General features: G+C 36.9%; 22 protein-coding genes. 6 read left to right on the top strand and 16 right to left on the bottom strand.

The window, feature by feature from the left end; all coding sequences use genetic code 11:
• Positions 1–8: 8 nt before the first annotated feature.
• Positions 9–548, bottom strand: a complete 540-nt coding sequence (locus FLS47_RS12795; RefSeq protein WP_149914761.1) for an STM3941 family protein — start codon at positions 546–548, stop codon at positions 9–11.
• Between the two features lie 319 nt (positions 549–867).
• Entirely contained in the window at positions 868–2,253 is a 1,386-nt protein-coding gene (gene radA, locus FLS47_RS12790) for a DNA repair protein RadA (protein ID WP_149914760.1), read from the bottom strand.
• Positions 2,254–2,392: 139 nt separating this feature from the next.
• Between radA and FLS47_RS12785 the strand changes: the two genes are divergently transcribed.
• Together FLS47_RS12785 and FLS47_RS12780 are read left to right on the top strand one after the other, a co-directional pair.
• Complete coding sequence (locus tag FLS47_RS12785; protein WP_149914759.1) at positions 2,393–4,246, top strand: Xaa-Pro dipeptidyl-peptidase; 1,854 nt, start codon at positions 2,393–2,395, stop codon at positions 4,244–4,246.
• A 140-nt stretch (positions 4,247–4,386) separates the two neighbouring features.
• Complete coding sequence (locus FLS47_RS12780) at positions 4,387–4,887, top strand: ecotin (protein WP_149914758.1); 501 nt, start codon at positions 4,387–4,389, stop codon at positions 4,885–4,887.
• Between the two features lie 76 nt (positions 4,888–4,963).
• Here FLS47_RS12780 and typA read toward each other — a convergent pair whose 3' ends face one another.
• Positions 4,964–6,769 (bottom strand): translational GTPase TypA, encoded by a 1,806-nt coding sequence (typA, locus tag FLS47_RS12775; RefSeq protein WP_149914757.1) that lies wholly within the window; start codon positions 6,767–6,769, stop codon positions 4,964–4,966.
• A 277-nt stretch (positions 6,770–7,046) separates the two neighbouring features.
• Here typA and FLS47_RS18815 point away from each other — a divergent pair, with 277 nt between their 5' ends.
• Positions 7,047–7,178: a hypothetical protein gene (locus tag FLS47_RS18815; protein ID WP_262713879.1), complete on the top strand. Its 132-nt coding sequence runs from the start codon at positions 7,047–7,049 to the stop codon at positions 7,176–7,178.
• Between the two features lie 130 nt (positions 7,179–7,308).
• Here FLS47_RS18815 and FLS47_RS12770 read toward each other — a convergent pair whose 3' ends face one another.
• From FLS47_RS12770 to FLS47_RS12760, 3 genes are all read right to left on the bottom strand, one after another.
• A complete protein-coding gene (locus FLS47_RS12770; protein ID WP_149914756.1) occupies positions 7,309–8,565 on the bottom strand; it encodes a serpin family protein in 1,257 nt (418 codons plus the stop codon).
• 119 nt (positions 8,566–8,684) lie between these two features.
• Positions 8,685–9,875, bottom strand: a complete 1,191-nt coding sequence (gene kbl / locus FLS47_RS12765) for a glycine C-acetyltransferase (protein WP_149914755.1) — start codon at positions 9,873–9,875, stop codon at positions 8,685–8,687.
• A 145-nt stretch (positions 9,876–10,020) separates the two neighbouring features.
• Positions 10,021–10,449, bottom strand: a complete 429-nt coding sequence (locus FLS47_RS12760) for a DUF2147 domain-containing protein (RefSeq protein WP_149914754.1) — start codon at positions 10,447–10,449, stop codon at positions 10,021–10,023.
• A gap of 162 nt (positions 10,450–10,611) precedes the next feature.
• Between FLS47_RS12760 and FLS47_RS12755 the strand changes: the two genes are divergently transcribed.
• On the top strand, positions 10,612–10,959 hold the full coding sequence (locus FLS47_RS12755; protein ID WP_149914753.1) for a phage holin family protein: 348 nt from the start codon (positions 10,612–10,614) through the stop codon (positions 10,957–10,959).
• A gap of 61 nt (positions 10,960–11,020) precedes the next feature.
• Here FLS47_RS12755 and FLS47_RS12750 read toward each other — a convergent pair whose 3' ends face one another.
• The 6 genes from FLS47_RS12750 to FLS47_RS12725 form a co-directional block, all read right to left on the bottom strand.
• A complete protein-coding gene (locus FLS47_RS12750) occupies positions 11,021–12,430 on the bottom strand; it encodes an aldehyde dehydrogenase family protein (RefSeq protein ID WP_149914752.1) in 1,410 nt (469 codons plus the stop codon).
• Positions 12,431–12,440: 10 nt separating this feature from the next.
• Positions 12,441–13,187, bottom strand: a complete 747-nt coding sequence (locus FLS47_RS12745) for an aspartate/glutamate racemase family protein (RefSeq protein WP_149914751.1) — start codon at positions 13,185–13,187, stop codon at positions 12,441–12,443.
• A gap of 533 nt (positions 13,188–13,720) precedes the next feature.
• Positions 13,721–14,782 (bottom strand): serine hydrolase domain-containing protein, encoded by a 1,062-nt coding sequence (locus tag FLS47_RS12740; RefSeq protein ID WP_188347430.1) that lies wholly within the window; start codon positions 14,780–14,782, stop codon positions 13,721–13,723.
• Between the two features lie 10 nt (positions 14,783–14,792).
• Positions 14,793–15,980, bottom strand: coding sequence for a DmpA family aminopeptidase (locus FLS47_RS12735; protein WP_149914749.1), 1,188 nt, complete (start codon positions 15,978–15,980; stop codon positions 14,793–14,795).
• A gap of 205 nt (positions 15,981–16,185) precedes the next feature.
• Positions 16,186–16,674, bottom strand: a complete 489-nt coding sequence (locus FLS47_RS12730; protein WP_149914748.1) for a hypothetical protein — start codon at positions 16,672–16,674, stop codon at positions 16,186–16,188.
• Positions 16,675–16,873: 199 nt separating this feature from the next.
• Complete coding sequence (locus FLS47_RS12725; RefSeq protein ID WP_149914747.1) at positions 16,874–17,974, bottom strand: DUF4407 domain-containing protein; 1,101 nt, start codon at positions 17,972–17,974, stop codon at positions 16,874–16,876.
• A 231-nt stretch (positions 17,975–18,205) separates the two neighbouring features.
• Between FLS47_RS12725 and FLS47_RS12720 the strand changes: the two genes are divergently transcribed.
• Both FLS47_RS12720 and FLS47_RS12715 read left to right on the top strand, forming a co-directional pair.
• Positions 18,206–20,317 carry a M3 family metallopeptidase gene (locus FLS47_RS12720; RefSeq protein WP_149914746.1) on the top strand — a complete coding sequence of 704 codons (2,112 nt, stop codon included), beginning with the start codon at positions 18,206–18,208 and terminating at the stop codon, positions 20,315–20,317.
• Between the two features lie 121 nt (positions 20,318–20,438).
• Positions 20,439–20,759 (top strand): hypothetical protein, encoded by a 321-nt coding sequence (locus FLS47_RS12715; protein WP_149914745.1) that lies wholly within the window; start codon positions 20,439–20,441, stop codon positions 20,757–20,759.
• A 128-nt stretch (positions 20,760–20,887) separates the two neighbouring features.
• On the opposite strand, the gene FLS47_RS12710 is transcribed toward FLS47_RS12715, so the two are convergent.
• The 4 genes from FLS47_RS12710 to truA form a co-directional block, all read right to left on the bottom strand.
• Positions 20,888–21,331 (bottom strand): hypothetical protein, encoded by a 444-nt coding sequence (locus FLS47_RS12710; RefSeq protein WP_149914744.1) that lies wholly within the window; start codon positions 21,329–21,331, stop codon positions 20,888–20,890.
• 6 nt (positions 21,332–21,337) lie between these two features.
• Entirely contained in the window at positions 21,338–22,375 is a 1,038-nt protein-coding gene (locus FLS47_RS12705; protein WP_149914743.1) for an endonuclease/exonuclease/phosphatase family protein, read from the bottom strand.
• A gap of 72 nt (positions 22,376–22,447) precedes the next feature.
• On the bottom strand, positions 22,448–24,145 hold the full coding sequence (locus FLS47_RS12700; RefSeq protein WP_394349528.1) for an ABC transporter ATP-binding protein: 1,698 nt from the start codon (positions 24,143–24,145) through the stop codon (positions 22,448–22,450).
• Between the two features lie 69 nt (positions 24,146–24,214).
• Positions 24,215–24,970 carry a tRNA pseudouridine(38-40) synthase TruA gene (gene truA / locus FLS47_RS12695; protein WP_149914741.1) on the bottom strand — a complete coding sequence of 252 codons (756 nt, stop codon included), beginning with the start codon at positions 24,968–24,970 and terminating at the stop codon, positions 24,215–24,217.
• Positions 24,971–25,064 lie beyond the last annotated feature (94 nt).

Here is a 25,064-nt window from a genome sequence, read left to right as displayed (position 1 = left end):
TTCAACAGTTACAGATGTTGGTGGCAGTTTTTGTTTTTTATAAGGTTTTCGTTTAGAGTTCTTAATAGTTGATTATAATTTGTATTCATTGTTGCAACAGAAATATTATAAGGTGAACTATAATTTTCAAGATTAAATCTCATCAGTTTTTTTCTCAGCTTGTTGTCTTCTTTCTTAATATATTCCTCTGCATTATTGATTTGAATAATAATTATTTTTACGCTATTGATTTTTATTTCTTCAAATCCTTCAATATCACTCCATTTTATATATTCGTTTTTTTTAGGGTTCACATTTACTCCATTTTCATCAATTATTAGCATTAATTTATTTTTTAATAACTGTTTTATTGACACAAAAACACCAAAGCCAAAAAATAAAACTGATGTAATTCCTGAAATTTTTATGAACAGAGGATTTCTGACTCTGTAGCTAGCCATATTTTCAGCATTTAGAAAAAGGTAGATACCAAGTATTACAAAAATTAAGGAACCTATTAGTAATAAAAGTGCTTTCTTTTTATTGGAGTAAAATTCTATCTTATTCATTTGTGGACGGGAGTTTGGATCATATATCGCCTAACATTTAAATATACGCAACAATTTTAAAGTTGCTTATTCAATATGTTGATATACTGCTAAATATATAGAGTTTTTTGAATAGGAGGACGTATTAGTAAAACTGTATCTGCGAATTAGTTATACAGCAATAGATTTTTTCGTGATTCGACTAGGGGGAGGAGAAATCTAAAATTAGTATTGATTAATAGTAAGGATTTAGATTTCTCCCATTGTTCGAAATGTTGGTTAATCTTAAAAATTAAGATTACTTCGTTCCTCTGACGATTATCTTAAGAGGTCGTGCAACCTACCCAAATAACGTCCTAAAAATATCTTCTAATTTTGCTACAGGGCGGATGGCGATATTGTATTTCTTAGCGTCAAGTCCTTTGGTATTATGCTTTGGAATAAAAATCCCTTCAAAACCTAATTTCTCGGCTTCTGCGATACGTTGTTCGATGCGATTTACAGCACGTATTTCACCGGATAAACCTACTTCTCCTGCAAAAGTAATATTTGTTGGCAAAGCGATGTCCTGTTGTGAGGATATAATTGCTGCGATGACAGCCAAATCAATTGCAGGATCTTCTACACGTAGACCTCCGGTGATATTCAAAAATACATCTTGTGCACTTAGACGGAAACCAAAACGTTTTTCTAATACAGCTAGGAGCATATTCAATCTTTTGGTATCAAAGCCTGTAGAACTACGCTGTGGCGTGCCAAAGGCAGAATTTCCGACCAAAGCCTGTACTTCTATCATCAATGGACGAATGCCTTCGAGCATGGTTGCAATAGCCACACCACTTGTTGGTTCGTCGCGTTGCGAAATCATTATTTCCGAAGGATTCGAAACCTCACGCAATCCCGAACCTTGCATTTCATAGATTCCCAATTCGGATGACGAGCCAAAACGATTTTTAACCGCACGTAAGATGCGGTACACGTGGTGACGATCACCTTCAAATTGCAGTACCGTATCCACCATATGTTCCAACACTTTTGGACCAGCGATAGAACCATCTTTCGTAATGTGTCCTACAATAAATACAGGAACATTACTTTCTTTGGCATAGCGTAATAATTCCGCAGTACATTCACGTACTTGCGAAACAGATCCTGGTGCAGATTCTATTTTTTGGGAATGCAAAGTTTGGATAGAGTCAATCACAACCAAATTCGGTTCAACTACTTCCGCTTGTTTGAATATATTTTGCGTTGAAGTTTCTGTTAAGATATAGCAGTTTGCTTTCGAATGTTGGGAAAGACGTTCTGCACGCATTTTAATTTGTTGTTCGCTCTCTTCTCCAGAAATATATAACACCTTAATCTGTGGTATAGAAAGAGCCAATTGCAACATCAATGTGGATTTACCAATGCCCGGCTCTCCGCCAATCAAAACCAAAGAACCCGGAACAATTCCACCTCCCAATACACGGTTAAATTCTTTGTCTGGTGTGATGATGCGCTGCTCTTCACTGTAGACAATTTCGTGAATGATGGCCGCTTTGTTTTGTCTTTTTGGTGAGCCGATGGTTGTCGTACTACGCCATTCGGGCACGCGCGAAGACGCTGGAGCAACTACTTCTTCTACAAAAGTGTTCCACTGTTTGCACGATGGACATTGTCCAAGCCATTTCGGGGATTCATTTCCACAAGATTGACAGAAATATGCTGATTTTGATTTTGCCATTAAGCTAAATTAATAAAAATAAGGCTTAAAAATTATTTTACAAATTCATTGTGACGAACAATTAATTTCCTTTACTTCGGTTAGTAATTCTATGGCAAACATATCGAGAAATTTGACAAATAGTCATAAAACATAATCTATGATAAAAATACATTCCAAATCAATCTACTTACTGCTTCTATTCACCGTTTTCGGTCTATCATCTTTTGCACAGGCAACACAAGATTCAACGAGCGCAGCTCCTTTTTTCAAAGATGGTCAAGCGCAAATTGTACCTGCTTTTCAGGATGCGAAGAAATGGATACGCCAAGACTTGTGGGTAGAAACTACATTTGATACGGATGGTGATGGAAAACTTGACCGTATGCATGTGAGTGTTACACGTCCTTATCAAACAGAAAACAAGGAATTGAAATTGCCTGTTATCTACGAAACTAGTCCGTATTATGCAGGTGTAGCAGATGATATAGACGGCATCATGTGGGACGTAAATCATGAACTTGGCGCACAACCACCTAAACCTCGTGCGCATCCAAATGTAGTGCGAACAGGTAAAAGACCTATTATTTCAAATACTTTAATTGGGACATGGGTTCCTCGTGGATTTATCGTTGTACATTCTTCTTCTCCGGGTACAGGTCTATCACAAGGTTCACCAACAGTAGGCGGTATTAATGAATCCTTAGCGCCCAAAGCTGTCATTGAATGGCTTTCCGGTAAAGATAATGGCTATACAACCCCTGATGGAGAAGAGAAAATAAATGCATTTTGGAGTACGGGCAATGTCGGAATGACCGGAACTTCCTACAACGGCACGCTTCCAATAGCTGCTGCGACTACCGGAGTGGAAGGATTGAAGGCGATAATTCCAGTTGCGCCAAATACTTCTTACTACCATTATTACCGTTCCAATGGTTTGGTGCGTAGTCCAGGTGGTTATTTAGGCGAGGACGTCGATGTATTGTACGATTTTATTCATAGTGGGGCAGAAGAAAAGAGAGCTTATAATAATAAGACGTATCGCGATGGCGAAATATTGAATGGTATAGATAGAACAAGTGGGGATTATAATGCTTTTTGGGCGGGTCGTGACTATTTGAATGCGATGAAAAACTTTAAGGCTGCCTTGTTAATGGCGCACGGTTTCAACGATTGGAATGTAATGCCCGAGCATAGTTATCGTATTTACAATGAAGCAAGAGCAAAAGGATTACCTGTGCAAATATATTATCATCAAGGTGGACATGGAGGTGAGCCACCTCACGCAATGATGAACAAGTGGTTTACACGTTTTCTTTTTAATATTGAAAATGGAGTGGAGAAAGACCCAAAATCTTGGATTGTACGTGAAAATGACAAACAAAATAAGCCTACATCTTATGCAGATTATCCTAACCCTACAGCTACAGATGTCAAGCTGTATTTGGGTAAGGGAGGGAACACAGCAGGAACATTGCAATTGGTGAAATCAACAACTAAAAGCAAAGAAGTATTGGTAGATGATGTCTCTTCTTCGGGTAAAGATTTGGCAACGGCTAAAGAATCTGAAAATCGTTTATTATACGTAAGTCCTGTACTAAAACAAGATTTACATATTTCAGGTATTGCTAGTGTATCAGTTAAACTAGCCGCAAGTAAACCTGCTGCGAATTTCTCTGTGTGGTTGGTCGCACTACCTTGGTCGGCTGATGAAAAATCCAAAATAACAGATAACATCATTACACGCGGATGGGCGGATCCACAAAATTATAAGTCAATTACCAAAGGAATTCCTTTAAAGCCGGATAAATTCTATGACTTGAAATTTGATTTACAACCCGATGATCAAATTATACCAGCTGGCAAGCAAATTGGTTTAATGCTTTTCTCAAGTGATAAAGAATTTACGTTATGGCCAAAAGCTGGAACAGAGATTACAATAGACTTAAATGGAACAAGCATTAGCTTACCAATTGTAGGCGGTAAAGAGTCGTTTTTGAAGGCTACAGAATAAGTTATTACTAGTATATAAGAAGCGTTAGCATGTTCCATGTTAGCGCTTCTTTTGTTAAATAGTGTTAATAACAACTAATTTTCGTTTTCTGCTGTAACCCTTTATGTTTTATTATCGTCTTATAGTAAAAGCATGTTATTATGAAACAAAATAGAATTAAAATTTTAGGTTTATTAGTAGCCTTTATAGCATTATCAATTCAAGCAATGGCTCAACAAGTGATTACAAAACAAGATTTGTCCATATTTCCAAAACCAGAAGCAGGTTATAAGAAAGTCATTATAGAAGTGCCACATTCGGATAAAGATGACCAGAAGAAAATCGAATTTTCAGTTGGTAAATGGATGGAAGTGGATGGCTGTAATTATTTTAATCTGCAAGGTTCTTTGGAGACAAAAGATTTGCAAGGTTGGGGATACAACTATTATGTATTCAAAACAAATGGTCAAGTTACTTCCACTATGATCGGTTGTCCTGATGCCGCAAAAAGAAATCTTTTTGTAACTGCGCAGCCCGAAATGGTTCGTTATAATGGGAAATTGCCGATTGTAATTTACGTACCTGAAGAATATCAAGTACAATTCAAAATATACAAAGCTGAAGAGGAAACATACTTTGCAGCAGAAGAAAGGTCAAAATAATTTTTAATGGTTTTCTATAAAATAACAAAGCCTCGAATCACTGATTCGAGGCTTTGTTTATAGTATGATTCCAATATTATTGGTATTTTTTAGCATTCACTTTGCGCTCATTCTCTGTTAAGTGAATTTTACGTAAACGGATTGATTGCGGAGTTACCTCGATGTATTCGTCAGCTTGGATATATTCCATACATTCTTCAAGTGAGAATTTGATCGCTGGTGCAATACGTGTATTGTCATCTGAACCAGAAGCACGCATATTTGTTAATTGCTTACCTTTAGTTACGTTGATTGTTAAATCGTTATCACGAATGTGCTCGCCTAAGATTTGTCCTTCATAAATTTCTACTCCTGGATCAACAAAGAATTTACCACGGTCTTGTAATTTATCGATAGAGTAAGCTGTAGTAGATCCTGTATCTAAAGAGATCAATACACCATGTAAACGTCCAGGGATTGTTCCTTTCCAAGGCTCATAACCTTTTAGACGGTGCGCCATTACAGCTTCACCAGCAGTAGCAGTCAATACGTTGTTACGTAAGCCGATAATACCACGAGAAGGAATCGAGAACTCTAAGTGTTGCATTTCACCTTTAGATTCCATAATTAATAACTCACCTTTACGTTGCGTTACCAATTCGATTACTTTACCAGCCACATCACCCGGTACATCAACAACTAATTCCTCGATAGGCTCACATTTTTGACCATCAATTTCTTTTAAGATTACTTGAGGTTGACCTACTTGCAATTCGTAACCTTCACGACGCATAGTCTCGATCAATACCGATAAGTGAAGGATACCACGACCATATACTAACCAAGCATCAGGAGATTCAGTTGGAACTACGCGTAATGCTAAGTTTTTCTCTAATTCTTTTTGTAAACGGTCATAGATATTACGTGAAGTCACTAATTTACCTTCTTTACCAAAGAAAGGTGAATTGTTGATGGTGAACAACATGTTCATCGTCGGCTCATCAATAGAGATAACCTCTAATTGCTCAGGATTTTCGAAATCAGCGATAGTATCGCCAATATCAAAACCTTCGATTCCCACTACAGCACAGATGTCACCTGCGTGAACTTCTGAAACTTTCATACGGCCTAAACCTTCGAAAATTTGTAATTCTTTAACACGAGATTTTACAACTTTGCCATCACGTTTTACTAATGAAACAGGTTGGTTTTCTTTGATTACTCCACGAGCTACACGACCAATAGCGATACGTCCTACGAAAGTAGAGTAGTCCAAAGATGTCACTTGCATCTGTAATGTACCTTCTGATATTTTAGGAGCAGGAATGTGCTCTATAATAGCGTCTAACAATGACGTAAAGTCAGTAGTAGGTTGTTTCCAATCTGTAGACATCCATCCTTGTTTTGATGAACCGTATAATACAGGGAAATCTAATTGCTCTTCTGTAGCACCTAAATTGAAGAATAAATCGAATACATTTTCGTACACTTCATCAGGACGACAGTTTTCTTTATCAACTTTATTTACCACTACGATTGGTTTGATACCTAAGCCTAATGCTTTACCTGTTACGAAACGAGTTTGAGGCATTGGTCCCTCAAAAGCATCTACTAAAAGTACAACACCATCAGCCATTTTCAACACACGTTCTACCTCACCACCAAAATCGGCGTGACCAGGAGTGTCAATAATGTTGATTTTTACATCTTTATATTTAACAGATACGTTTTTTGAAACGATTGTGATACCTCGTTCACGCTCCAAATCATTATTGTCAAGGATTAATTCACCTGAATTTTCATTCTCTCTGAATTGATTGGTGAAGTGTAAGATTTTATCTACTAAGGTAGTCTTACCGTGGTCAACGTGCGCGATAATCGCGATGTTTCTGATATTTTGCATTGAGCGATAATGTATTATAAAATAATTTGAGGTGCAAAGATACTAAAAGAGAATAGAAAATTTATGGTTTTTTTTAACCTATTGCATTATGTCTCATTAGATTATTGAATTTTTGGGCTTAATTGAACCGAGCCAACAGGTAATAATATTTTATAATCTAGCTTAATAAGATATAAATGTTACACTGAATGCATTAGAATACCTATTCATAGTTATTTAATTGATTGATAATGTGGGGTATATTTTGTTTTTGAAATCACTTTTAACTACTGCCACGATGGAAAAACAAAAAGATAAGCTTATCTATGTCAAGCCAATCATTAAGGTTGATAAAGTTAAATCAGGGCTGTTTTCTGTAAATAAAGCTATTTCCAAAGATAAACGTAGTGGAGTGGAAAAGTTGAATTAGGACACTTTCAAACATTATTTAACACAAACTATATAAAGGGGCCATTAAGAAATTATGACCCCTATTACTTTAGTAATACTTATATTAAGTGGCACCCGACTCATCTCCTACTTTGGTTAATTCAAAGAGATTAATCAGGCTTATTGTATTGCCCCATAAATAAAATGAGTCCAGATGAAGCTTCACGTAATAAGAAGATGAAAGGTTCGTCGTATTTAATTCTTGTTGGGACACTTGAACTAATCGAACTATAAGTCATTTCTACTACCGTAACTGCTGCTGCTTCTGATCCTGCTTCATGCACATCAATCACTGCCTTTTGTCTTACTTTATCTATAAAAAGTCGTTTATTATCTGCCATCCTTGAAAAATCAGCCACATTATAGTCAGCCACATTATAGAATGCATCAGCCATACCAAATTGTTGTAACATTTTATTTAAATCGATTTCATATTCAAATTTAAATTTTGGCATTGAGAGAATAAGAGAGGCATCTTTGAATTGGTTATCCATTTCTTGAACAGCTTCATTTCTAGTGAATTTTTCTTGCAATGTTTTTAATGTCGAATTTGATGAAGGCTTAACTATTATCATTTCAAGTTTCTTGTCTTTATAAGGAAGCTTCACCGCTTGATATGAAGTTGTTGTGGCCATTTCAAAACTATGGGTAATTTCCATAAAGTCAGTTTGAACTGTATTCCCAGCTTGAAGATAAAAAGTATCTTTCTTCGTTTTTCCTTTATCAAATTTTTTATCCCATTCGCCTTTGAAATAAATAGCATTTACAAGAAGCATTTTCATTCCGGCAGGAAGATTTGGAAAGAATTCTGGAATCATTTGCTCGGTTTTTCGGCCAATAAATCCATTAATATCCTTTAAGGTTTCATCCGCTTTGTTGTAATCCAACGCGGCTATTCTTGATTTATAATCTTCCGTAACCGTACTCTTAAAGGTGGGTAGTATATTGAGATCGGGAGTATGCCATATTCCGTAAGCTATGTTTAACTTCGTGGAATTGCTAATAAATGGTAAGGTAGTTAGCAATTTATATTGATAGTTATTTATTTGGTCTTCAGAAAATTTATCAAAATTTAATGCCTTATACATTTGTTCATACGTATTACCGGCAGCACCATTTGCTGTCATAGACAATACCGAACTCATACTTACGCCTGAATAAAATAGATTTTCATTAGGTTTTAAATCATTACTTAGGAATCCATAAGCTTTCAAGGTAAATTCATTGCTAGCTTTTGCAATTTCCTTCTCTTGAGCAGAGAAATCTAAAGATTTTTCTTCAAAAATTTCAGTGGACTTTTTACAAGAAGTAGCGATTACTAAGGTGAACATTGCCGCTAATATGGCAGTATTGATAGCTTTATTCATTAATCAAGTTTTTTGGTTAAAACCATAACGAATGAATATAGGTAATTGCTACAAGAGAACAAAAAATAAGAGATTCAGATTTGCTGAATCTCTTATATAGTATAAAATTAGAGATATTTTTATTTAATCACACCCAGCTCTTTACCCACTTTGGTAAATGCAGCTATAGCCTTATCCAAATGTGCGATGTCGTGGCCCGCAGATATTTGAGTGCGGATACGCGCTTTACCTTGGGGAACTACAGGGTAGTAGAAGCCAATAACGTAAATTCCTTCTTCCAACATTTTAGCCGCAAATTCTTGTGCTAACTTGGCATCGTACAACATTACAGGTACGATAGGGTGAAAACCAGGTTGGATATCAAATCCCGCCTCCGTCATTTTCTCACGGAAATATTTCGTGTTTGACTCCAACTTATCGCGAAGTTCAGTCGTTTCACTCAACATATCCAATACCGCAACAGAAGCACCTGCGATAGCTGGAGCCAAGGTATTGGAGAATAAATAAGGACGAGAGCGCTGACGCAACATATCGATGATTTCTTTTCTGCCAGAAGTAAATCCTCCTGAAGCACCACCTAATGCTTTGCCCAAAGTTCCCGTAATGATATCAACACGATCTATAACATCAAATAATTCGTGTGTACCACGACCTGTCTTACCAATAAAACCAGAACAGTGCGACTCGTCGATCATTACTAAAGCATCGTACTTATCTGCCAAATCACAAATTTTATCCAAAGGAGCTACTGATCCATCCATTGAAAATGCACCATCTGTCACGATGATCCTATGTCTTGCGCCAGCAGCAGCTTGTAATTGTGCTTCCAAATCTGCCATATCGCAGTTTTTATAGCGGAAACGCTGTGCTTTACACAAACGTACGCCATCGATAATCGAAGCGTGATTTAACTCGTCAGAGATAATAGCGTCTTCTGCACCTAATAATGGCTCAAATACACCACCATTGGCATCAAATGCAGCAGCATATAAAATCGTATCTTCAGTGCCTAAGAATTTAGATAGCTTTGCTTCTAGCTCTTTGTGAATATCTTGTGTACCACAGATAAAACGTACCGATGACATTCCATATCCGTGTGTATCGATTGCTTTTTTCGCAGCCTCAATCACTTGAGGGTGTGAAGACAATCCTAAGTAATTGTTAGCACAAAAATTAATCACTTCTTGCCCTGTACTAACTTTGATGTCAGCACCTTGCGGTGTTGTGATAATGCGCTCTTCTTTATATAATCCAGCTTCTTTGATAGCGGCCAACTCTTTTTCTAGCGCCGGCTTTAATGTTTTATACATAGTATATGAGATTAAGTATGAACTACTAAAACAAAGATAGCATATTTACATACTTGAATTTTGTGAAATCGTTTGTGTGATTTAAAATAAAGAAGGCGACAAGATGAAATTGCCGCCTATCCCTAGTTATTAATAGTGTGTTTGTTTATTTTGTAGCTGTCCAAGTTTGGGTTCTTCCTATAAGTGAAAATCCCATATAACCGCGTACATTCAATTTGTCGCCGTCTCGCGTGATCGTACATTTATACGTTTTTCCAGATTTTGGATCAGTGATATTGCCTGCTGTATATTCGTTGCCGTCTTTTTTCAATCCGCGGATAATCTCTAATCCTAAAAGAGGTTTGTTTTTGCGATCATCTTTACAGTTGACACAATTTTCATTTTCTGGTTTTTGTAACAACTTTACTATCTTTCCATAATATTTTCCATCCGATTTCTTGAATATCTCCACAACAGATTTAGCCTGCCCCGACTCGTCATCAATGGTCATCCACTTACCCAAAATATCAGTTGATTGTGCCTGTGCAAAGAATGCTATTAAAACAATATAGCATGTTATAAGTATCTTTTTCATAATGTTTCTGAATTAGTAGAGTAAATATAGAAATAAAAATTATGCGAGCATAGTATTATAAAAATGTTATGTTTGATTATTGCCAAAACCCTTTTGTGTTGGCATTACTTTTGAAGTTGAAAAACTTAGAAATTAACGTATATTTTAAATAAATTTGGCATTATGAGATTCATTATTTCTTTACTTCTAACGGGATTGGTTGTTGCGGTGGCGGCATATCTAGTTCCCGGCGCTCAAGTTGCTGGTTTTGGTTGGGCAATTATTACTGGACTTGTTATTGGTTTGGTGAATGCTTTAATTGGTGGACTTTTAAGATTGTTCACATTTCCATTGAATTGGTTGACATTTGGGTTGATCTCTTTTATTATCACGGTATTAATGGTCATGTTAAGTGATTCACTTTTAGGTTCAAAATTTGACGTAGGTGGATTTTGGAATGCAACATTATTTGCTATTGTGGTAGCAGTATTAGAGATGATTATAGGAAAAGTGAGAGGGGACGAAAAATAATATATTTTAAATATGATATTAAAAAGGTCTGTAAATTTTAAAATTTACAGACCTTTTTAATTTAGAAAATCTTCTTGATAAGATTAAGAACTTTTTTAGTCTTATTGTTGTAAGGATACCAAAAGAATTTACTCATGGGGAAAAAGTTAGCTTTTAATGTCGCACGTTCGTGTGAAAAAGATTTAAACCCATAATACCCTAAAGATTGTCCAATACCTGAATTATTCACACCACCAAAAGGTAAATTCGGATGGATAATATGTATCATCGCGTCATTGATGGTTGTACCTCCGGCAGTTGAATTTTTCATAACATGATCTATGTATTCTTTTTTGTTACTGAAAATGTATAAGGATAATGGCTTTTCTCTCTTAGCTACTATATCCAACGCTTCTTGAACATCGGTGTAATATAGTATTGGCAATATTGGACCGAAGATTTCATCCTGCATAATCTTTGCGTCTAAAGGCAAATTTTTAAGCACCGTAGGATGAATAAATAGAGTGGATTTATCATGATCACCTTTGACAACCCATTTTGTTTCTGAATTTTTGAGTTCGTCCAAATAGCTAATCAGTCTATCGTATTGTTTTTGGTTAATAATACGTGCCAAATCATTGCTTTCTCTTGGGTTCACGCCGAAAGCGTTCCGAATTTCTTCCTTTATAGCGTTTTCAAAGTCTTTTTCTATCGACTTATCCACCAACAAATAATCTGGTGCTATACAGGTCTGACCCATATTGACAAATTTTGCCCAAATCAGGTTCCGTGCTACTTCTTTGATATTAATGTTTTTATCAACAAAAACGGGACTTTTGCCCCCCAGTTCTAAGGTGATGTCCGTGAGGTGCTTTGCAGCAGCTTCCATGATTATTTTACCAACAGCTGGAGATCCTGTAAAATGAATATGATCAAACTTCAGTTTTAGCACATGTGTGGTTTCTTCCACTTCCCCCTCTAAAACAGCGACATGATTTTTGTCAAATAAATCTGCTAGCAACTCTTTTATTACCTGATTTATATGTGGTGTAAACTCGGATAATTTGAGAATTACTGTGTTTCCAGCCGCAATACTACCTGCAAGATGCACAATCGGAAGCTGAAAAGGGTAGTTCCAAGGGGTGATAATAAGTGTATTACCCTTAGGCTCATAAATCAACTTTGCTGAAGTCGTAGCAAAAAGCATCGAAGAACCAACAGATTTCGGTTTAGCCCATTTCTTTAAATTTTTGATGATATCATTTAGTTCTAAAATGCTCGCTAAAATTTCCGTAGTCTCCGTTTCAATAGCTGATTTACGAAAATCATTATAGATGGCTGCTTTTATTTTAGATTCATTTTGGTGGATCAGGTTCTTTAATTTCTTAAGCAAGTTTACTCTTTCGCTAATAGAAATGCGTTTCGCTTGATCTTTAAATGCGACTTGGGCATGGTACAACTTGTTTATATAGTCAAAATTTCTGTCCTCCATATGTTTTATATTAAATGGGTTTTAGTTTTTCAGGAGCTATATGCTCGATTAAAGCTCTAGCTAAAATTCTATTGGGATCAACCGTTGGTATTCCAAAATAAGATTTTTCTGTCAAAGCTAAAGGTAATTCCGTACAAGCTAGAACAATTACCTGTGCACCTTGTTTTTTCAAAGCTGAAATCGCTTGAATCAGGTTGTCCGTTGCTTTGGACGTGACAGGTGATGAAAAAGCTTTTATTCCATACTGCTCATTATAAATCGCTTCATGCACAAGCGGTTGAAGTTCATCATCGGGTGCAATATTAGAAATACCAAAATTTGATAAAATATCTGCGTACAATTTCGTGTCTCGCGTTCCAGTTGTACTCAATACGCCAACCATTTTATCGGGGTGGTTGGATTTAATAAACTTTGCGGTTTCTTCTACAATATGCAAAAGCCTGATGTCAGACTTCGAATCTTGAAGTTGTCTTGTGATAACATCAAAAATAGCTGGTGCATGTGCCGTATTACACGGAATGGCAACAACCTCTGCGCCTGAATTATCTAATTCCTCAATAATTTTTAATAACGCATAGCCCGGATTTTCATTCGAATTTTGAAGTAAAAACGCTGTTCTATCCGCTATGCGATGCGGTTTTGACGAGAGAATCACAGGTAGATGTTCCTGGTCTTTTGTCGCAATTGTTTCTTCAATTATTTTTTTAAATATATCGAGTCCGGCTAATGGACCTACTCCTCCTACAATTCCTATCATTTTGTTTAATCTTACATTAATTCGATTTAAGAATATATGTTTAGCCCTCATGCCGGGTAGGCAGTTACTTTTTTCCACAAAAAGTAACCAAAAACTCGTCGCTGTACCGAGTTGCCACAATGTTTCGACATTCCTGCAAATGGCAACTCGCTAAGGCGACATTTTTCACGTTACAACGGTATTTGCATTTACTGAATAGGAGTGCGTTATTTTAAATCTCTCTAGCCAAGCTCGTGGACCTACTCCTCCTACAATTCCTATCATTTTGTTTAATCTTACATTAATTCGATTTAAGAATATATGTTTAGCCCTTATGCCGGGTAGGCAGTTACTTTTTTCCACAAAAAGTAACCAAAAACTCGTCGCTGTACCGAGTTGCCACAATGTTTCGACATTCCTGCAAATGGCAACTCGCTAAGGCGACATTTTTCACGTTACAACGGTATTTGCATTTACTGAATAAGAGTGTGTTATTTTAAATCTCTCTAGTCAAGCTCGTGGACCTACTCCTCCTACAATTCCTATCATTTTGTTTAATCTAATTCTCCTTCCCGCCAATCATACGCCCAGAAAGTTTGTTTGTTGTCTAGAAATAGTTGCATTAATTTCTTCATCGCTGGGAATCCTTCGTCCGTATTCATAAAGGCTACTAACGTTTCTTTGGATTTTGGGTACGTAATAAAAAAACAGCGAAAGCCTGGATTTGAACCTGTATGCCAATAGGCTGTCCCTTTTTCGTTAATCTGCATTCTAGAAATCAATGCACATGGCACGTATTTGTCCGTAGGATCGATCTCTTTGCCTTTTTTCGCTTGGGAAGCTTTTTCTAACAATAATTTATGCGTGATTTTTTTTAATCCAAATCCTTCAAAGAATACTTTTTGTACAAATTTTGTATAATCCTCGGCTGTGGTATAAAGTGTATATGCAGCGTTAGTTTTGGCGTATTTACCCAATCTTCTTGGTTTTTCTAAGGTATTGTGACCATAGGCAGCATTCGGTTCTAGAGAATCGTTCCATACGATATTGCTGTTTTTTAAGCCTAATGGTTGCAAGACTTCTTCCTCTACCAGAGCTTGAAAGGACTTTTTGGTGATATGTTCTAAAGTCTCTTGCAGAAAATAAAATCCTTCACCCGAATACATATAATTGGTTCCAGGTTCAAACTGTAAAGTCAAAGGAGTTGCGCGCCATGTCGCAGAAGGAACATCGCCTTCCCAATTCAGCAATCCTGTGCGATGTGTGAGCACCATTAGCGCTGTTATTTTTTCGGCTCCAGTAGTGTTGGTTAATCTATCGTAGCTGTAATAGCTTAATAAAGGCTTGTCTAATTCAATAACACCTTTATCGAGTAAGCGAAAAAATGTATAAGCAGCGACAACTTTTGTTAATGATGCGGCTTGAAACCTCGTGTGCTTGTCTATCACATCAGCTGTATCAAATTTCTTAACGCCATGCGTATACACTTGCATCTTACTTCCCTTGGCGTAAGCAATCTGCATTCCCGGAATTCCGACTTCTTTAGCAATTTCGATAAGCCTTTCTTCTTTGGATTGCGCTTTAGTGACATTAATGCTGCCTATAATTAACAGCAAAACAAGAAAATTACTTCGAAATAGCTTTTGGCAATTTATCATGATTCAATGCGTTGTATTTTTTTAAAATTTCCAAAGTCTCTTTGATAGGCAGCGCTTTCACTGTACGGTTGTTTATTCCTGTCATATCTTCTGCCATAAACATCGAATTTAATAAGGCTTCTTCCGTTGCTTCCCATACCGCCATAAATAATGCGGAGAGCTCGTCGTTATGGACATCCTTCACGTCCATTTCAATTTTATTTTTGTTGTTGTAAGGCACGCGAACTGCTGGATTTGTGGAGAAAGCAATTGAATAGTCGCCCGAACCATTGGAAGAAAATCCGCCTACATTACCAAAGGAAATGTATGAACGCTTGGCAAGTCTTTCGAGATTACGCGAAGACAGAGGCGCGTCAGTAGCTATGATGATCATACACGATCCGTCGGCTTTGTAGGGCTCTTTTTTCTCCATCATATAGAAGTTTTGAAGCTCTCTACCGACTGGAGCACCGTTGATTTGCAGGACACCGCCAAAGTTGGATTGCACCAACACACCAACGGTATAACCACCTTTTGAAGCAGGTAACTTACGCGAAGCTGTCCCGATGCCGCCTTTGAATCCTAATGTTTCGGTACCCACACCAGCACCAACATTTCCTTCGGCTACAGGACCAGAATTAGCTTTAGTCAAACTTTGTAATACATGTTCAGCTTGCACATGACGACCACGAATATCATTAAGCCCGCCATCATTCGTTTCACCGATAACAGAGTTCACTGAGCGCACACGTTCATTTCCGGGGAGTTTAATCATATAATCTATAAGTGCATCCGCAACTTTAGGCGCGTTCAGTGTATTGGTCAATAGGATAGGGGTTTCAATATTTCCCAATTCTTGAATCTGCGAAATACCCATCATCTTTCCGAAACCGTTACCGACATAAACTGCAGCTGCCACTTTATCTTGGAAAATATTGCCTTCATGCGGGATAATAGCAGTCACACCTGTGCGAACATTGTCGCCTTGTATTACAGATGTATGACCAATTTTTACGCCAGGTACATCTGTGATAGCATTCCATTGTCCTGTAGGCAGTATACCCGTCGTTATCCCCAATTCACGAGCACGACTTCTTTTTTCTTGTGCAAAGGTTTTTGATTCTAATAATGTGCTAAAGCCAATAGCCAAGCACAAGGCAGAGGTAAGTATTTTCATAGGTGGCATTAAAATGCTTGAAAATACTAAAAGAACTTAATAAGGGAAAGTTATATTTTAAAAGAATTGTAGAATTAGCAAATTTGGAGAAGTAGTTTAAAACAACAAACCTCGCGTAAACTGGCTTAAACGAGGTTAAATATTTTTAATTTCTAGCTTTTAACAGGAGTTGTGGAATGGATACCCTTGTTATGCATTGGCTTTTTTACCATTTCAATTTCCCCTTTTTCCATAAAACGAAAGACATAATATTCAGTAATATCGCTAGTCCTATAACTGTAAAACCCAACTGATTTTGAAATCCATTGCGAACGAAATATGATTGACCATTTTTGTCAATAAATTGGGAAAACCTATTCAGACCAATATTTCTTGTGTCAGAAGTTTCGTAGTAGTATATGTCAATTTTATCTCCAACTTTTAAGTCGTCTATAGTTTTTTCAGTCGGCATACTATTTGGCTCATATATCTCAAATAGATAGGGATAGGAGTCAATTTTTAAATAGCGAAAATCCCCTTTGTGTCGTATTGGAAGCTCTCGAAATTCCTTGTCATAGTATTCAATAATTCCTGTCGACTTGTCGTATTCTATCTTGTTTTTTGAGTTGTTGATAGTCACAAAAAGTCCAAGTATAAGGACTATGATTGAAGCGAAAATTACTCCACGAACACTAATTAATATAGGAATTATCATTCTCTTTTTTCTTTCAGCTTGTGCATAACACCATTATATACGCAATATTAGCTATTTTTCTATAAGTGTAATAATGCGTGTATAAAATAGGTTATTAAGAAATAGTATAACGCATTATTAATGAATCTACCAAAAATAAAGGGTAAATCTATTAAAAATGCACTATGTAATTTTATAAGAAAAGATCTGCCAAAGTAACCTACTTCTGACTTTCATATTCTTGGCTTAGTCTATCCATTCTTCGTTGTATCGCGACATCTGTGCGGTGGGGCACAAGGTGATTAAGTGCATTCTTCTCAACATCGACATTGGATGCAGATTCAAAATTATGGACTATATTTTGGTTGGAGATAGCTACATCATACGCGTCTTTGTGGCTCATGAGTTTCACAAATACAGGTAAGCATTCGAAGAAAACAAATAGAAGTGTAATAAAGATAACGGCATATTCTGTAGATTTTTCAATCGATCCATCGGGCTTCTTATGCAAGTTGCTTAGCGCGGCATTGCGGTCCGCAAATCCCGCTACATTGATGGCGCTATCCAAACTTTTATCTGTCAGGATTTTTTCATCCATGATGCCTTCTTTGACTTTGCGTTGGGAGAGTAAACTTTCTTTGGTTTGAATACGAGCGCGTAATGTGTCAAGATAGACTTCCTGTTTATTGAGATTCGCTTCCTTCATCTTGGCGTATGGACCATAGCCCAATACACCAGAAGTTTCTTCTGTTTTGGTTCCGAAAATTTCGTGATTCAACTTCTGTCTATCTGTTTTTAATGTAGACTCTAAGGAATCAGCTTGAGCTTTTAATCCCTTTAGTTGTGTGAATTCAGCTGTGTATTTATTCTCAAAAGTCCTTTGCAGCGTATCGATATTCGCCTGTTGTTGTTTTAGATAATCAATTCGCAAATGTTCGCGAATTTCTTTGTCAAATATTTTTAATTCTAGTGGACGTGAAATAACAAAACCAATCAATACAGCAAGTAGAATTCGGGGTAATGCTTGCAGTATCTGCTTAAATGTCCCTTTAGATTTATCTATACTGAGGACGATATATCGGTCAAGATTAAAAATCGCCAATCCCCAGATTGCACCAAAAATTAAGGCATAAAAGACCGCAAATTCGCTGCCGCTAAAAACAAAATAAAGGGCATAGCCTCCTGCTAATGCAGCGAAAAGTCCCGTAAAAAAGATAGTAGCTCCAATGCTTATGTATTTATTATGTTCTTCGGGGAATTTATTTAGGGTTTCTTTATGTACTCCTGCGCACCACCAAAAGAAATTTTTAATATTGTTCATCTATTTGTTATTCAGATTAAAAGAATAATCAAATATAATTATCTGATTGCATTGGTTATGTAATTTTCGGTTAAAATAGGATAAATGTCGGTGAAATGAGTTTTGTCCACAAATTTGACAGTTCGGCTTAATATTTTTATATTGTCAGCTTTGCTTGATTTCAGTATTTCCTGTTTGCATGAAATATTGTTTACTTTTGCATCACATATCTAAAAAACTAAATAAATTGTAATGAATAAAAAGAGTTTCATTCCATTTTTGGTTGTTGCATCCATGTTCGTCGGATGCGGTAGCGAAAACAAATTGCAGTCAGACAATCCACTTTTAGCAGCGTACGAAACGCCATTCAACGTTCCTCCTTTCGATAAAATTAAAGACGAACATTTCAAACCAGCTTTTGAAGAAGCGTTAAAACAACATAATTTAGAAATTGATTCTATCGTCAATAATGCGGACAAAGCGACGTTCGAAAATACGATAGTAGCATTAGAAAATGCAGGTTCATTGTTGTCCAATGTATCTACCGTTTTCTATAACTTAAATTCGGCTAACACGAATGATAGTATTCAATCCTTAGCAAAAGAATTAGCACCACAAATTTCAGCACATAGTGATGAGATTAGCTTGAACGGAAAATTATTCGATCGCGTAAAATCTGTATATACTAACAAAGATAAATTTGCCTTAGATGCTGAAGATTTGAAATTATTGGAAGAGACCTACAAAGGTTTCGTTCGTTCGGGAGCTAATTTGTCTGATGCGGACAAAGAGTCTTTGAAAAAAATCAATTCAGAGCTTTCTGTATTGACTACCCAATTTGGACAAAACTTGTTGGCAGAGACAAATGCTTATGAACTTGTAGTTGAGAACAAAGACGATCTCGCGGGTTTGCCAACAGGATTAGTTTCCGCAGCGGCAGATGTAGCGAAAGCAAAAGGCAAAGAGGGTAAATGGGTTTTCACCTTATCTAATCCTTCTGTAATGCCATTTTTGCAATACGCGGACAACCGTGAATTGCGTAAAAATATTTGGAATGCTTACCAAAAAAGAGGTAATAACGACAACGAAAGTGACAACAAAGAGATTTTAGTTAAGATTGCAAATCTACGTTTGGAGAAAGCAAAATTATTAGGATACAATTCGCATGCAGCATATGTACTAGAAGAGTCTATGGCAGCTAATCCTGCGAATGTATATCAGTTGTTGAATAAATTGTGGACTCCTGCGCTTAATAAAGCGAAAGTAGAAGCAGCAGATATCCAAAAGGAAATCGATGCAGCACAAGATACATTCAAAGTAGCGCCTTACGATTGGAGATATTATGCAGAGAAAATTCGTGTGAAACGTTTTGCGTTGAATGAGGAAGAAATTAAGCCTTATTTTAGCTTACCATCTGTACGTGAAGGTGCTTTTGAAACAGCAAAAAAATTATGGGGTATTTCTTTTGTAGCGTTGAATAATGTGCCTACATACCACGAAGAAGTAGAAGTGTATGAAGTGAAAGACAAAGATGGTTCTCACTTAGGTTTATTATACGCTGACTTTTTCCCTCGTGAGTCGAAAAGAGGTGGTGCATGGATGACTTCATACCGCAAGCAATCTACTGTTGATGGCAAGCGTGTGGCTCCAGTGATTTCTATCGTATGCAATTTTACAAAACCAGTTGGTGACCAACCAGCTTTATTGACTTTCGATGAAGCAAGTACTTTATTCCACGAGTTTGGACATGCTTTACACGGCTTGTTGTCTAACGTAAAATACAAATCTTTATCAGGTACATCAGTATCTCGTGATTTCGTAGAATTGCCATCACAAATCATGGAAAACTGGGCTTCAGATTCTGAAGTATTGAAAACTTACGCTAAACACTACAAAACTGGCGAAGCTATTCCTGATTCTTTAATTACGAAAATGGAAAATGCAGGAACATTTGATCAAGGTTTTGCAACAACAGAATATTTAGCAGCTTCTTTATTGGATTTAGATTTTCACGCGACACAAAAACCTATTGCGGGCGATGTAAATATGTTTGAGAAAAAAGCAATGGACAAAGCCGGTTTGATTGATGCGATAATTCCGCGTTACAGAAGTTCATATTTCCAACATATTTTCTCAGGCGGTTATTCATCAGGTTACTATGCGTACATTTGGGCTGAAGTATTGGATTCAGATGCTTTTGCTGCATTCAAAGAAAAAGGTTTGTTTGACCAAGTAACAGCAGATTCATTCCGTAAAAATATTTTGGAAAAAGGTGGCACTGCCAATCCTGCGGATTTATACAAAGCTTTCCGTGGACAGGAGCCAGATCCTATTCATTTAATGAAGAAAAGAGGATTAAATTAATTTATTCTAATTCATAACGAAAGGCTTGTTTCAAATTTGAAACAAGCCTTTTTTGTTAAATTTTAGCTCAACATTTGTTATTTAGATTTTCTTATTTATATTTGGTCTAAATAAAAACAATATGTGTCAGTCCGTAAATCTTACCACAAAAGGGAATACTTCCATCAGCTATTGTAGCAAATGTAATTTTCATTATGTGTGGCAGAAATCTTATGTATTGACTTTTTCTTCTTTTCAATACGCTTGTTTTCTGGACGAAATAAGGAATAGGGTGGGCAATGAAGAGTTTTTGGCTTTTCCAGATGACGAAGAGCGCATGTTTTTAGCCACACCAGCACCAGAAATTCTGTTCACATTTACAAAGGAAGAATGGTATAATTTCACGACAGCTCTAGAAGAAGCGAACTATATGCGCGAAGTGTATCGAATTATTCAAGAATAAAAATATTAAGACCTAGTCTTCTTACTGCATTCTCTCTTATAAATAGGTAGGCTAGGCACAACTTCAAACTTCCCTTTATTATTTTGATAAAGGGAGTTTTTTGTGTTAAAACAAAGATCTGACGACTTCTATTTTTTCTTCAATTTCTGAATGATTGCGAGCAAAGCTTTGCGGTTTTTGGCGTCGTGGTAAAATTTGGGTAAACGCTCCAATAATGTAAAACCAGTTCTCTCTTTATGTTCTCTAAGATCGGCTGCAATATATTGCTCCAAATAATTTAGATGATCCGCGTTGAAGGCTACGAACACATCATTTTTAAAAGGATGTTGCAACCAAAGTTGTGCACTAAAATAACTGTGTGCGGCTATATTCCAATTTCCATTTATCCCAAGTATAGTAGCCTCTGTTGATGATTGTTTATTGAATCCACAACTTTCACAAAATAGTGTTGCCTTTTTCAATTCGTAATCAACTTTAGCAATAGCTTTTTTCGCACAATTTGGGCACATTACCCAAACTTCCGTCTGAAAATCTGTAAGCCTTTTATTTTGATCAGTGAATCGAATAGGCATAGCAATTTATTTTATCGTAAATGTCGCTAATAGGCCTTTATGATCCGTTGGCCACACAGCTTTGGGTGATATAAAGTCATCTTGGCTATCTTTCTCTTGTTTCTGTGCATAGCGTACAGTAGCCTCAGGACCTACTATTTTTATGTCTTTTAATTTGAGCTTTTTATTCGGTGATTTATAATAGATGTAATCGATGCGGTCACGGTCATCCGCTTCGGGAGTCCACGCCAATTTGCTGATAGGTACGTCAGGATTGTAACTCGGATAGGTAAAGCCGGGATGCGTAACAGGATTGGGATAAATAACACGAAAAGCGTCTTTAAATCCAGCTGCATACAGCATCAGCGAACAATCCCAAGGAACCACTGCGCCACGACGATCGTACAAATGTTTATTCTCTTCTATCCAGTCCAAGTGTGATGGTTCGTTGAAATCTCCAGCAATGATAATGCTGTGTTTTTTTGATTCCTTAGCGGCATCTGCAATCACATCGCGTATAGCTTCATCGCGCTTTCCTTTACGATTCGCGGTTAAGATTTCTTGTACGTCTGTAATCGGCTTATCCATCTTCTTCCAGGTTACACCGTCGTATCCTCTTGGTAAATAACAAGCGTAATTGGTGTAATCTAGGTGTAAGGAGTAGAAAATTAATTGTTGATTGTGAATAGTAATTTTAGTTTTCAAAACTTGTCCTTGTCGATTTTCCTTTTCATACAAAGTAAACTGACCGAGAATCGGAAATTTTGAAAGTGTTGCTACATCTACCGAATGTTCACTGGAAATTCCGTAGTAGGTCTGTCCTTTTTGTTTTAAATCTTTAAGAAGTTTTGTTACAAAATCAACACCGTTCTTATTATTAACCTCACTCAAAAGTACAACATCGGCATTTTTATCGATTATTTCATCAACAATGGCTTCATAGCCTTTCGGTACAGAATTACCTTCGTGCCATATATTAAGTTGAAAAACTTTAAAGGACTTTTCCTGAGCAAGGCTATTAAAATTATATAAAAAGCAAAGGCAACAGACTATTCGAATAAGCATATGCTGTAAATAAGTTTATAATTAATCATTAAAAGTAATAAACTTATCTACAAAATAGAGTATGTTGAACTGTTAAATCCCAGCTGAGTCGAATTGTAAATCGTAAAGTCGCTTATAATAGCCATCCATCGCTAACAACTCTTGATGGGAGCCAATTTCTTTGATTTCACCTTTCTCTAAGACAATTATTTTGTCAGCTTTCTGAATGGTCGAAAGCCTATGTGCAATCACAATAGCGGTACGTCCTTCCATCAAATTATCGATAGCGGATTGAATCATCAATTCTGTTTCGGTGTCAATGGAAGAAGTTGCTTCATCCAATATCAAAATACGTGGATCGTGTACTAAGGCACGAATAAAAGAAACCAGTTGCGCTTGACCAGCTGACAGTGTTGCACCTCTTTCTTGTACCTTATAATCCAAACCTTCTGGTAGACGCATAATGAAATCATATGCCCCTACGCGTTTTGCTGCATTGATAATTTCTTCATCCATAATGTTTGGATTCTGCAGTGTTATATTGTTTTTAACAGTATCAGAGAACAAGAATACATCTTGTAAAACTGTTGAAATATTCTTGCGTAGGAAGGTCAATTCGTAATCACGAATATCTACGCCATCCAATAAAATTTGCCCTTTTTGGATTTCGTAAAATCGACTCAGAATATTGATCGTAGAAGACTTTCCGGCTCCTGTGGCACCGACCAAAGCCAATGTCTCACCCGGTTGTACTCTAAAGCTAACGTCTTTCAAAACCCATTTCTCCTCGTTGTATGCAAACCAAACATTCTTAAATTCGATTTCACCACGAATGTGCGCAGGCTTATGTGTTCCTGCATTTGGTGTAAACTCGTCCGTATCCAACACATCAAAAATTCGTTCTGCCGAAACCATACCCATTTGCAAGGTATTGAACTTGTCAATAAGCTCACGAATAGGTCGGAAAATCATATTGATATACATCAAAAATGCAACGACTACACCCGGTGAAATAACATCGGCTAAAACCTGTTTTGAGCCATACCACACCAAAAGTCCTGTCGCAATCGCAATGATAATTTCCAATACAGGAAAGAATATAGAGAAGTACCAATTGGCGCGTACATGCGCATTGCGATGCTCTTTGTTGATGGTGTCAAATTTCTTCATCTCTTGCTCTTCACGCGCAAAATACTGAATGACAGCCATACCAGAAATGTGCTCTTGTAAGAACGTATTCAAATTCGAAACCCAAAGACGCACATCTTGAAATGCCGATTTCATCGCTTCTTTGAAAATATAGGTGGCCCACAGCATCAACGGCATTGGAACAAGAATAATCAATGCCAATCGCCAATCTGTGTAAAACATCACACCCAAAATCACCACCAATTGTAATAAATCGCCGATAATCTGGATTAGACCTTCAGAAAAGATATTCGCTATTGTTTCTAAATCGGAAATAGTTCGGGTGATTAGACGCCCAATAGGTGTATTGTCAAAATATTTGAGGCGTAAGTTTGTAATATGTTCAAATACTTGAATACGAATGTCGCGAATCACAGACTGCCCCAAAGTATTAGTCATCAAGGTGTGGAAATAACGCACTACGGTCTGCGCAATAAGCAACAGCATCATAATAATGAGCATCATGTCCAACCCTTCGTATTCCCCATTCAAGATATAGTTGTCGAGCGTATACTCAATCAACATCGGTAAAGCTGGCGCAACTGCCGCCAACAGAATCGTCAATACGACAGACACCCAAAAGATGGTTCTGTATGGACGCATATATTTGGCTAGACGACCCAACAATTTGCTATCGTATGCTTTTCCTGCTATTTTATCTTGTTTCAAAATCTATTTTTCTTGAATATATGGGTAAATAACACGTGTCAAATACAATCCATGCGCAGGCACTGATACACCTGCTTTCGAACGACTTTTGCTTTCTAAGACCTCCTGAATATACGAAATAGGTTTTCCCTTCACGCCAATCTCTAGCAGCGTCCCCACAATAGCACGAACCATGTTACGCAAAAAGCGATCTGCCGTAATGTGAAAAACAAAATGGTCACCGTTTTGTTCCCAACGTGCTTCTTTAATGGTACAGATATTAGTAAAGACCTGTGTATTCGATTTGCTAAAACATTCGAAATCTTTTGTGCCTAACAAGAATTTTGCTGCTTCATTCATCTTTTCTACATCTGGGATATCGCGCATAAGCCAAGATTTATTTATCAAAAAAGGATTTTTCTTGCTGTGAATGTGGTATTCATACGAGCGTTCAGTCGCATCAAAGCGCGCATGTGCATCGTCCGCAACTACTATTATGCGCTGCACAGAAATATCGTAAGGCAACAGTGAATTGATAGAAAGTGAGGCACGGTTTGGATTTTCTGTTAAGACTTTATTTGCACTATCAAAATGCACATACAATTGTTTTGCATGCACACCTGTATCGGTACGTCCTGCACCAACTGTTTCGACTTCTTCACGTAAAAATGTGTGCAAAGCATGGTTTAATTTTTCTTGTACGGCGATAGCATTTGGCTGGATTTGCCATCCGTGGTAGGCTGTTCCGTCATAGGCTATTTCTAAAAAAAATCTTTTCATGTCATTCACACAACAAAGGTAAAAAAATACTACTACCGAAACGGTAGAACAAAGTCATATTTCTGTGGTTTATACTATATTTGTAATATTGGCA

Origin of the sequence: Sphingobacterium cavernae (genome assembly GCF_008520265.1) — a bacterium.
In the GTDB taxonomy this organism is placed as follows: Bacteria; Bacteroidota; Bacteroidia; order Sphingobacteriales; family Sphingobacteriaceae; genus Sphingobacterium; species Sphingobacterium cavernae.
The sequence above is the reverse complement of the archived record's forward strand: the minus strand, read 5'-3'. Positions and strand labels throughout refer to the sequence as shown.

Excerpts from the sequence above, each read along its gene's own strand:
- FLS47_RS12795 (WP_149914761.1), bottom strand. The coding sequence starts at position 548 with ATGAATAAGATAGAATTTTACTCCAATAAAAAGAAAGCACTTTTATTA.
- radA (WP_149914760.1), bottom strand. The coding sequence starts at position 2,253 with ATGGCAAAATCAAAATCAGCATATTTCTGTCAATCTTGTGGAAATGAA.
- FLS47_RS12785 (WP_149914759.1), top strand. The coding sequence starts at position 2,393 with ATGATAAAAATACATTCCAAATCAATCTACTTACTGCTTCTATTCACC.
- FLS47_RS12780 (WP_149914758.1), top strand. The coding sequence starts at position 4,387 with ATGAAACAAAATAGAATTAAAATTTTAGGTTTATTAGTAGCCTTTATA.
- typA (WP_149914757.1), bottom strand. The coding sequence starts at position 6,769 with ATGCAAAATATCAGAAACATCGCGATTATCGCGCACGTTGACCACGGT.
- FLS47_RS18815 (WP_262713879.1), top strand. The coding sequence starts at position 7,047 with ATGGAAAAACAAAAAGATAAGCTTATCTATGTCAAGCCAATCATTAAG.
- FLS47_RS12770 (WP_149914756.1), bottom strand. The coding sequence starts at position 8,565 with ATGAATAAAGCTATCAATACTGCCATATTAGCGGCAATGTTCACCTTA.
- kbl (WP_149914755.1), bottom strand. The coding sequence starts at position 9,875 with ATGTATAAAACATTAAAGCCGGCGCTAGAAAAAGAGTTGGCCGCTATC.
- FLS47_RS12760 (WP_149914754.1), bottom strand. The coding sequence starts at position 10,449 with ATGAAAAAGATACTTATAACATGCTATATTGTTTTAATAGCATTCTTT.
- FLS47_RS12755 (WP_149914753.1), top strand. The coding sequence starts at position 10,612 with ATGAGATTCATTATTTCTTTACTTCTAACGGGATTGGTTGTTGCGGTG.
- FLS47_RS12750 (WP_149914752.1), bottom strand. The coding sequence starts at position 12,430 with ATGGAGGACAGAAATTTTGACTATATAAACAAGTTGTACCATGCCCAA.
- FLS47_RS12745 (WP_149914751.1), bottom strand. The coding sequence starts at position 13,187 with ATGATAGGAATTGTAGGAGGAGTAGGTCCATTAGCCGGACTCGATATA.
- FLS47_RS12735 (WP_149914749.1), bottom strand. The coding sequence starts at position 15,980 with ATGAAAATACTTACCTCTGCCTTGTGCTTGGCTATTGGCTTTAGCACA.
- FLS47_RS12730 (WP_149914748.1), bottom strand. The coding sequence starts at position 16,674 with ATGATAATTCCTATATTAATTAGTGTTCGTGGAGTAATTTTCGCTTCA.
- FLS47_RS12725 (WP_149914747.1), bottom strand. The coding sequence starts at position 17,974 with ATGAACAATATTAAAAATTTCTTTTGGTGGTGCGCAGGAGTACATAAA.
- FLS47_RS12720 (WP_149914746.1), top strand. The coding sequence starts at position 18,206 with ATGAATAAAAAGAGTTTCATTCCATTTTTGGTTGTTGCATCCATGTTC.
- FLS47_RS12715 (WP_149914745.1), top strand. The coding sequence starts at position 20,439 with ATGTGTCAGTCCGTAAATCTTACCACAAAAGGGAATACTTCCATCAGC.
- FLS47_RS12710 (WP_149914744.1), bottom strand. The coding sequence starts at position 21,331 with ATGCCTATTCGATTCACTGATCAAAATAAAAGGCTTACAGATTTTCAG.
- FLS47_RS12705 (WP_149914743.1), bottom strand. The coding sequence starts at position 22,375 with ATGCTTATTCGAATAGTCTGTTGCCTTTGCTTTTTATATAATTTTAAT.
- FLS47_RS12700 (WP_394349528.1), bottom strand. The coding sequence starts at position 24,145 with ATGCGTCCATACAGAACCATCTTTTGGGTGTCTGTCGTATTGACGATT.
- truA (WP_149914741.1), bottom strand. The coding sequence starts at position 24,970 with ATGAAAAGATTTTTTTTAGAAATAGCCTATGACGGAACAGCCTACCAC.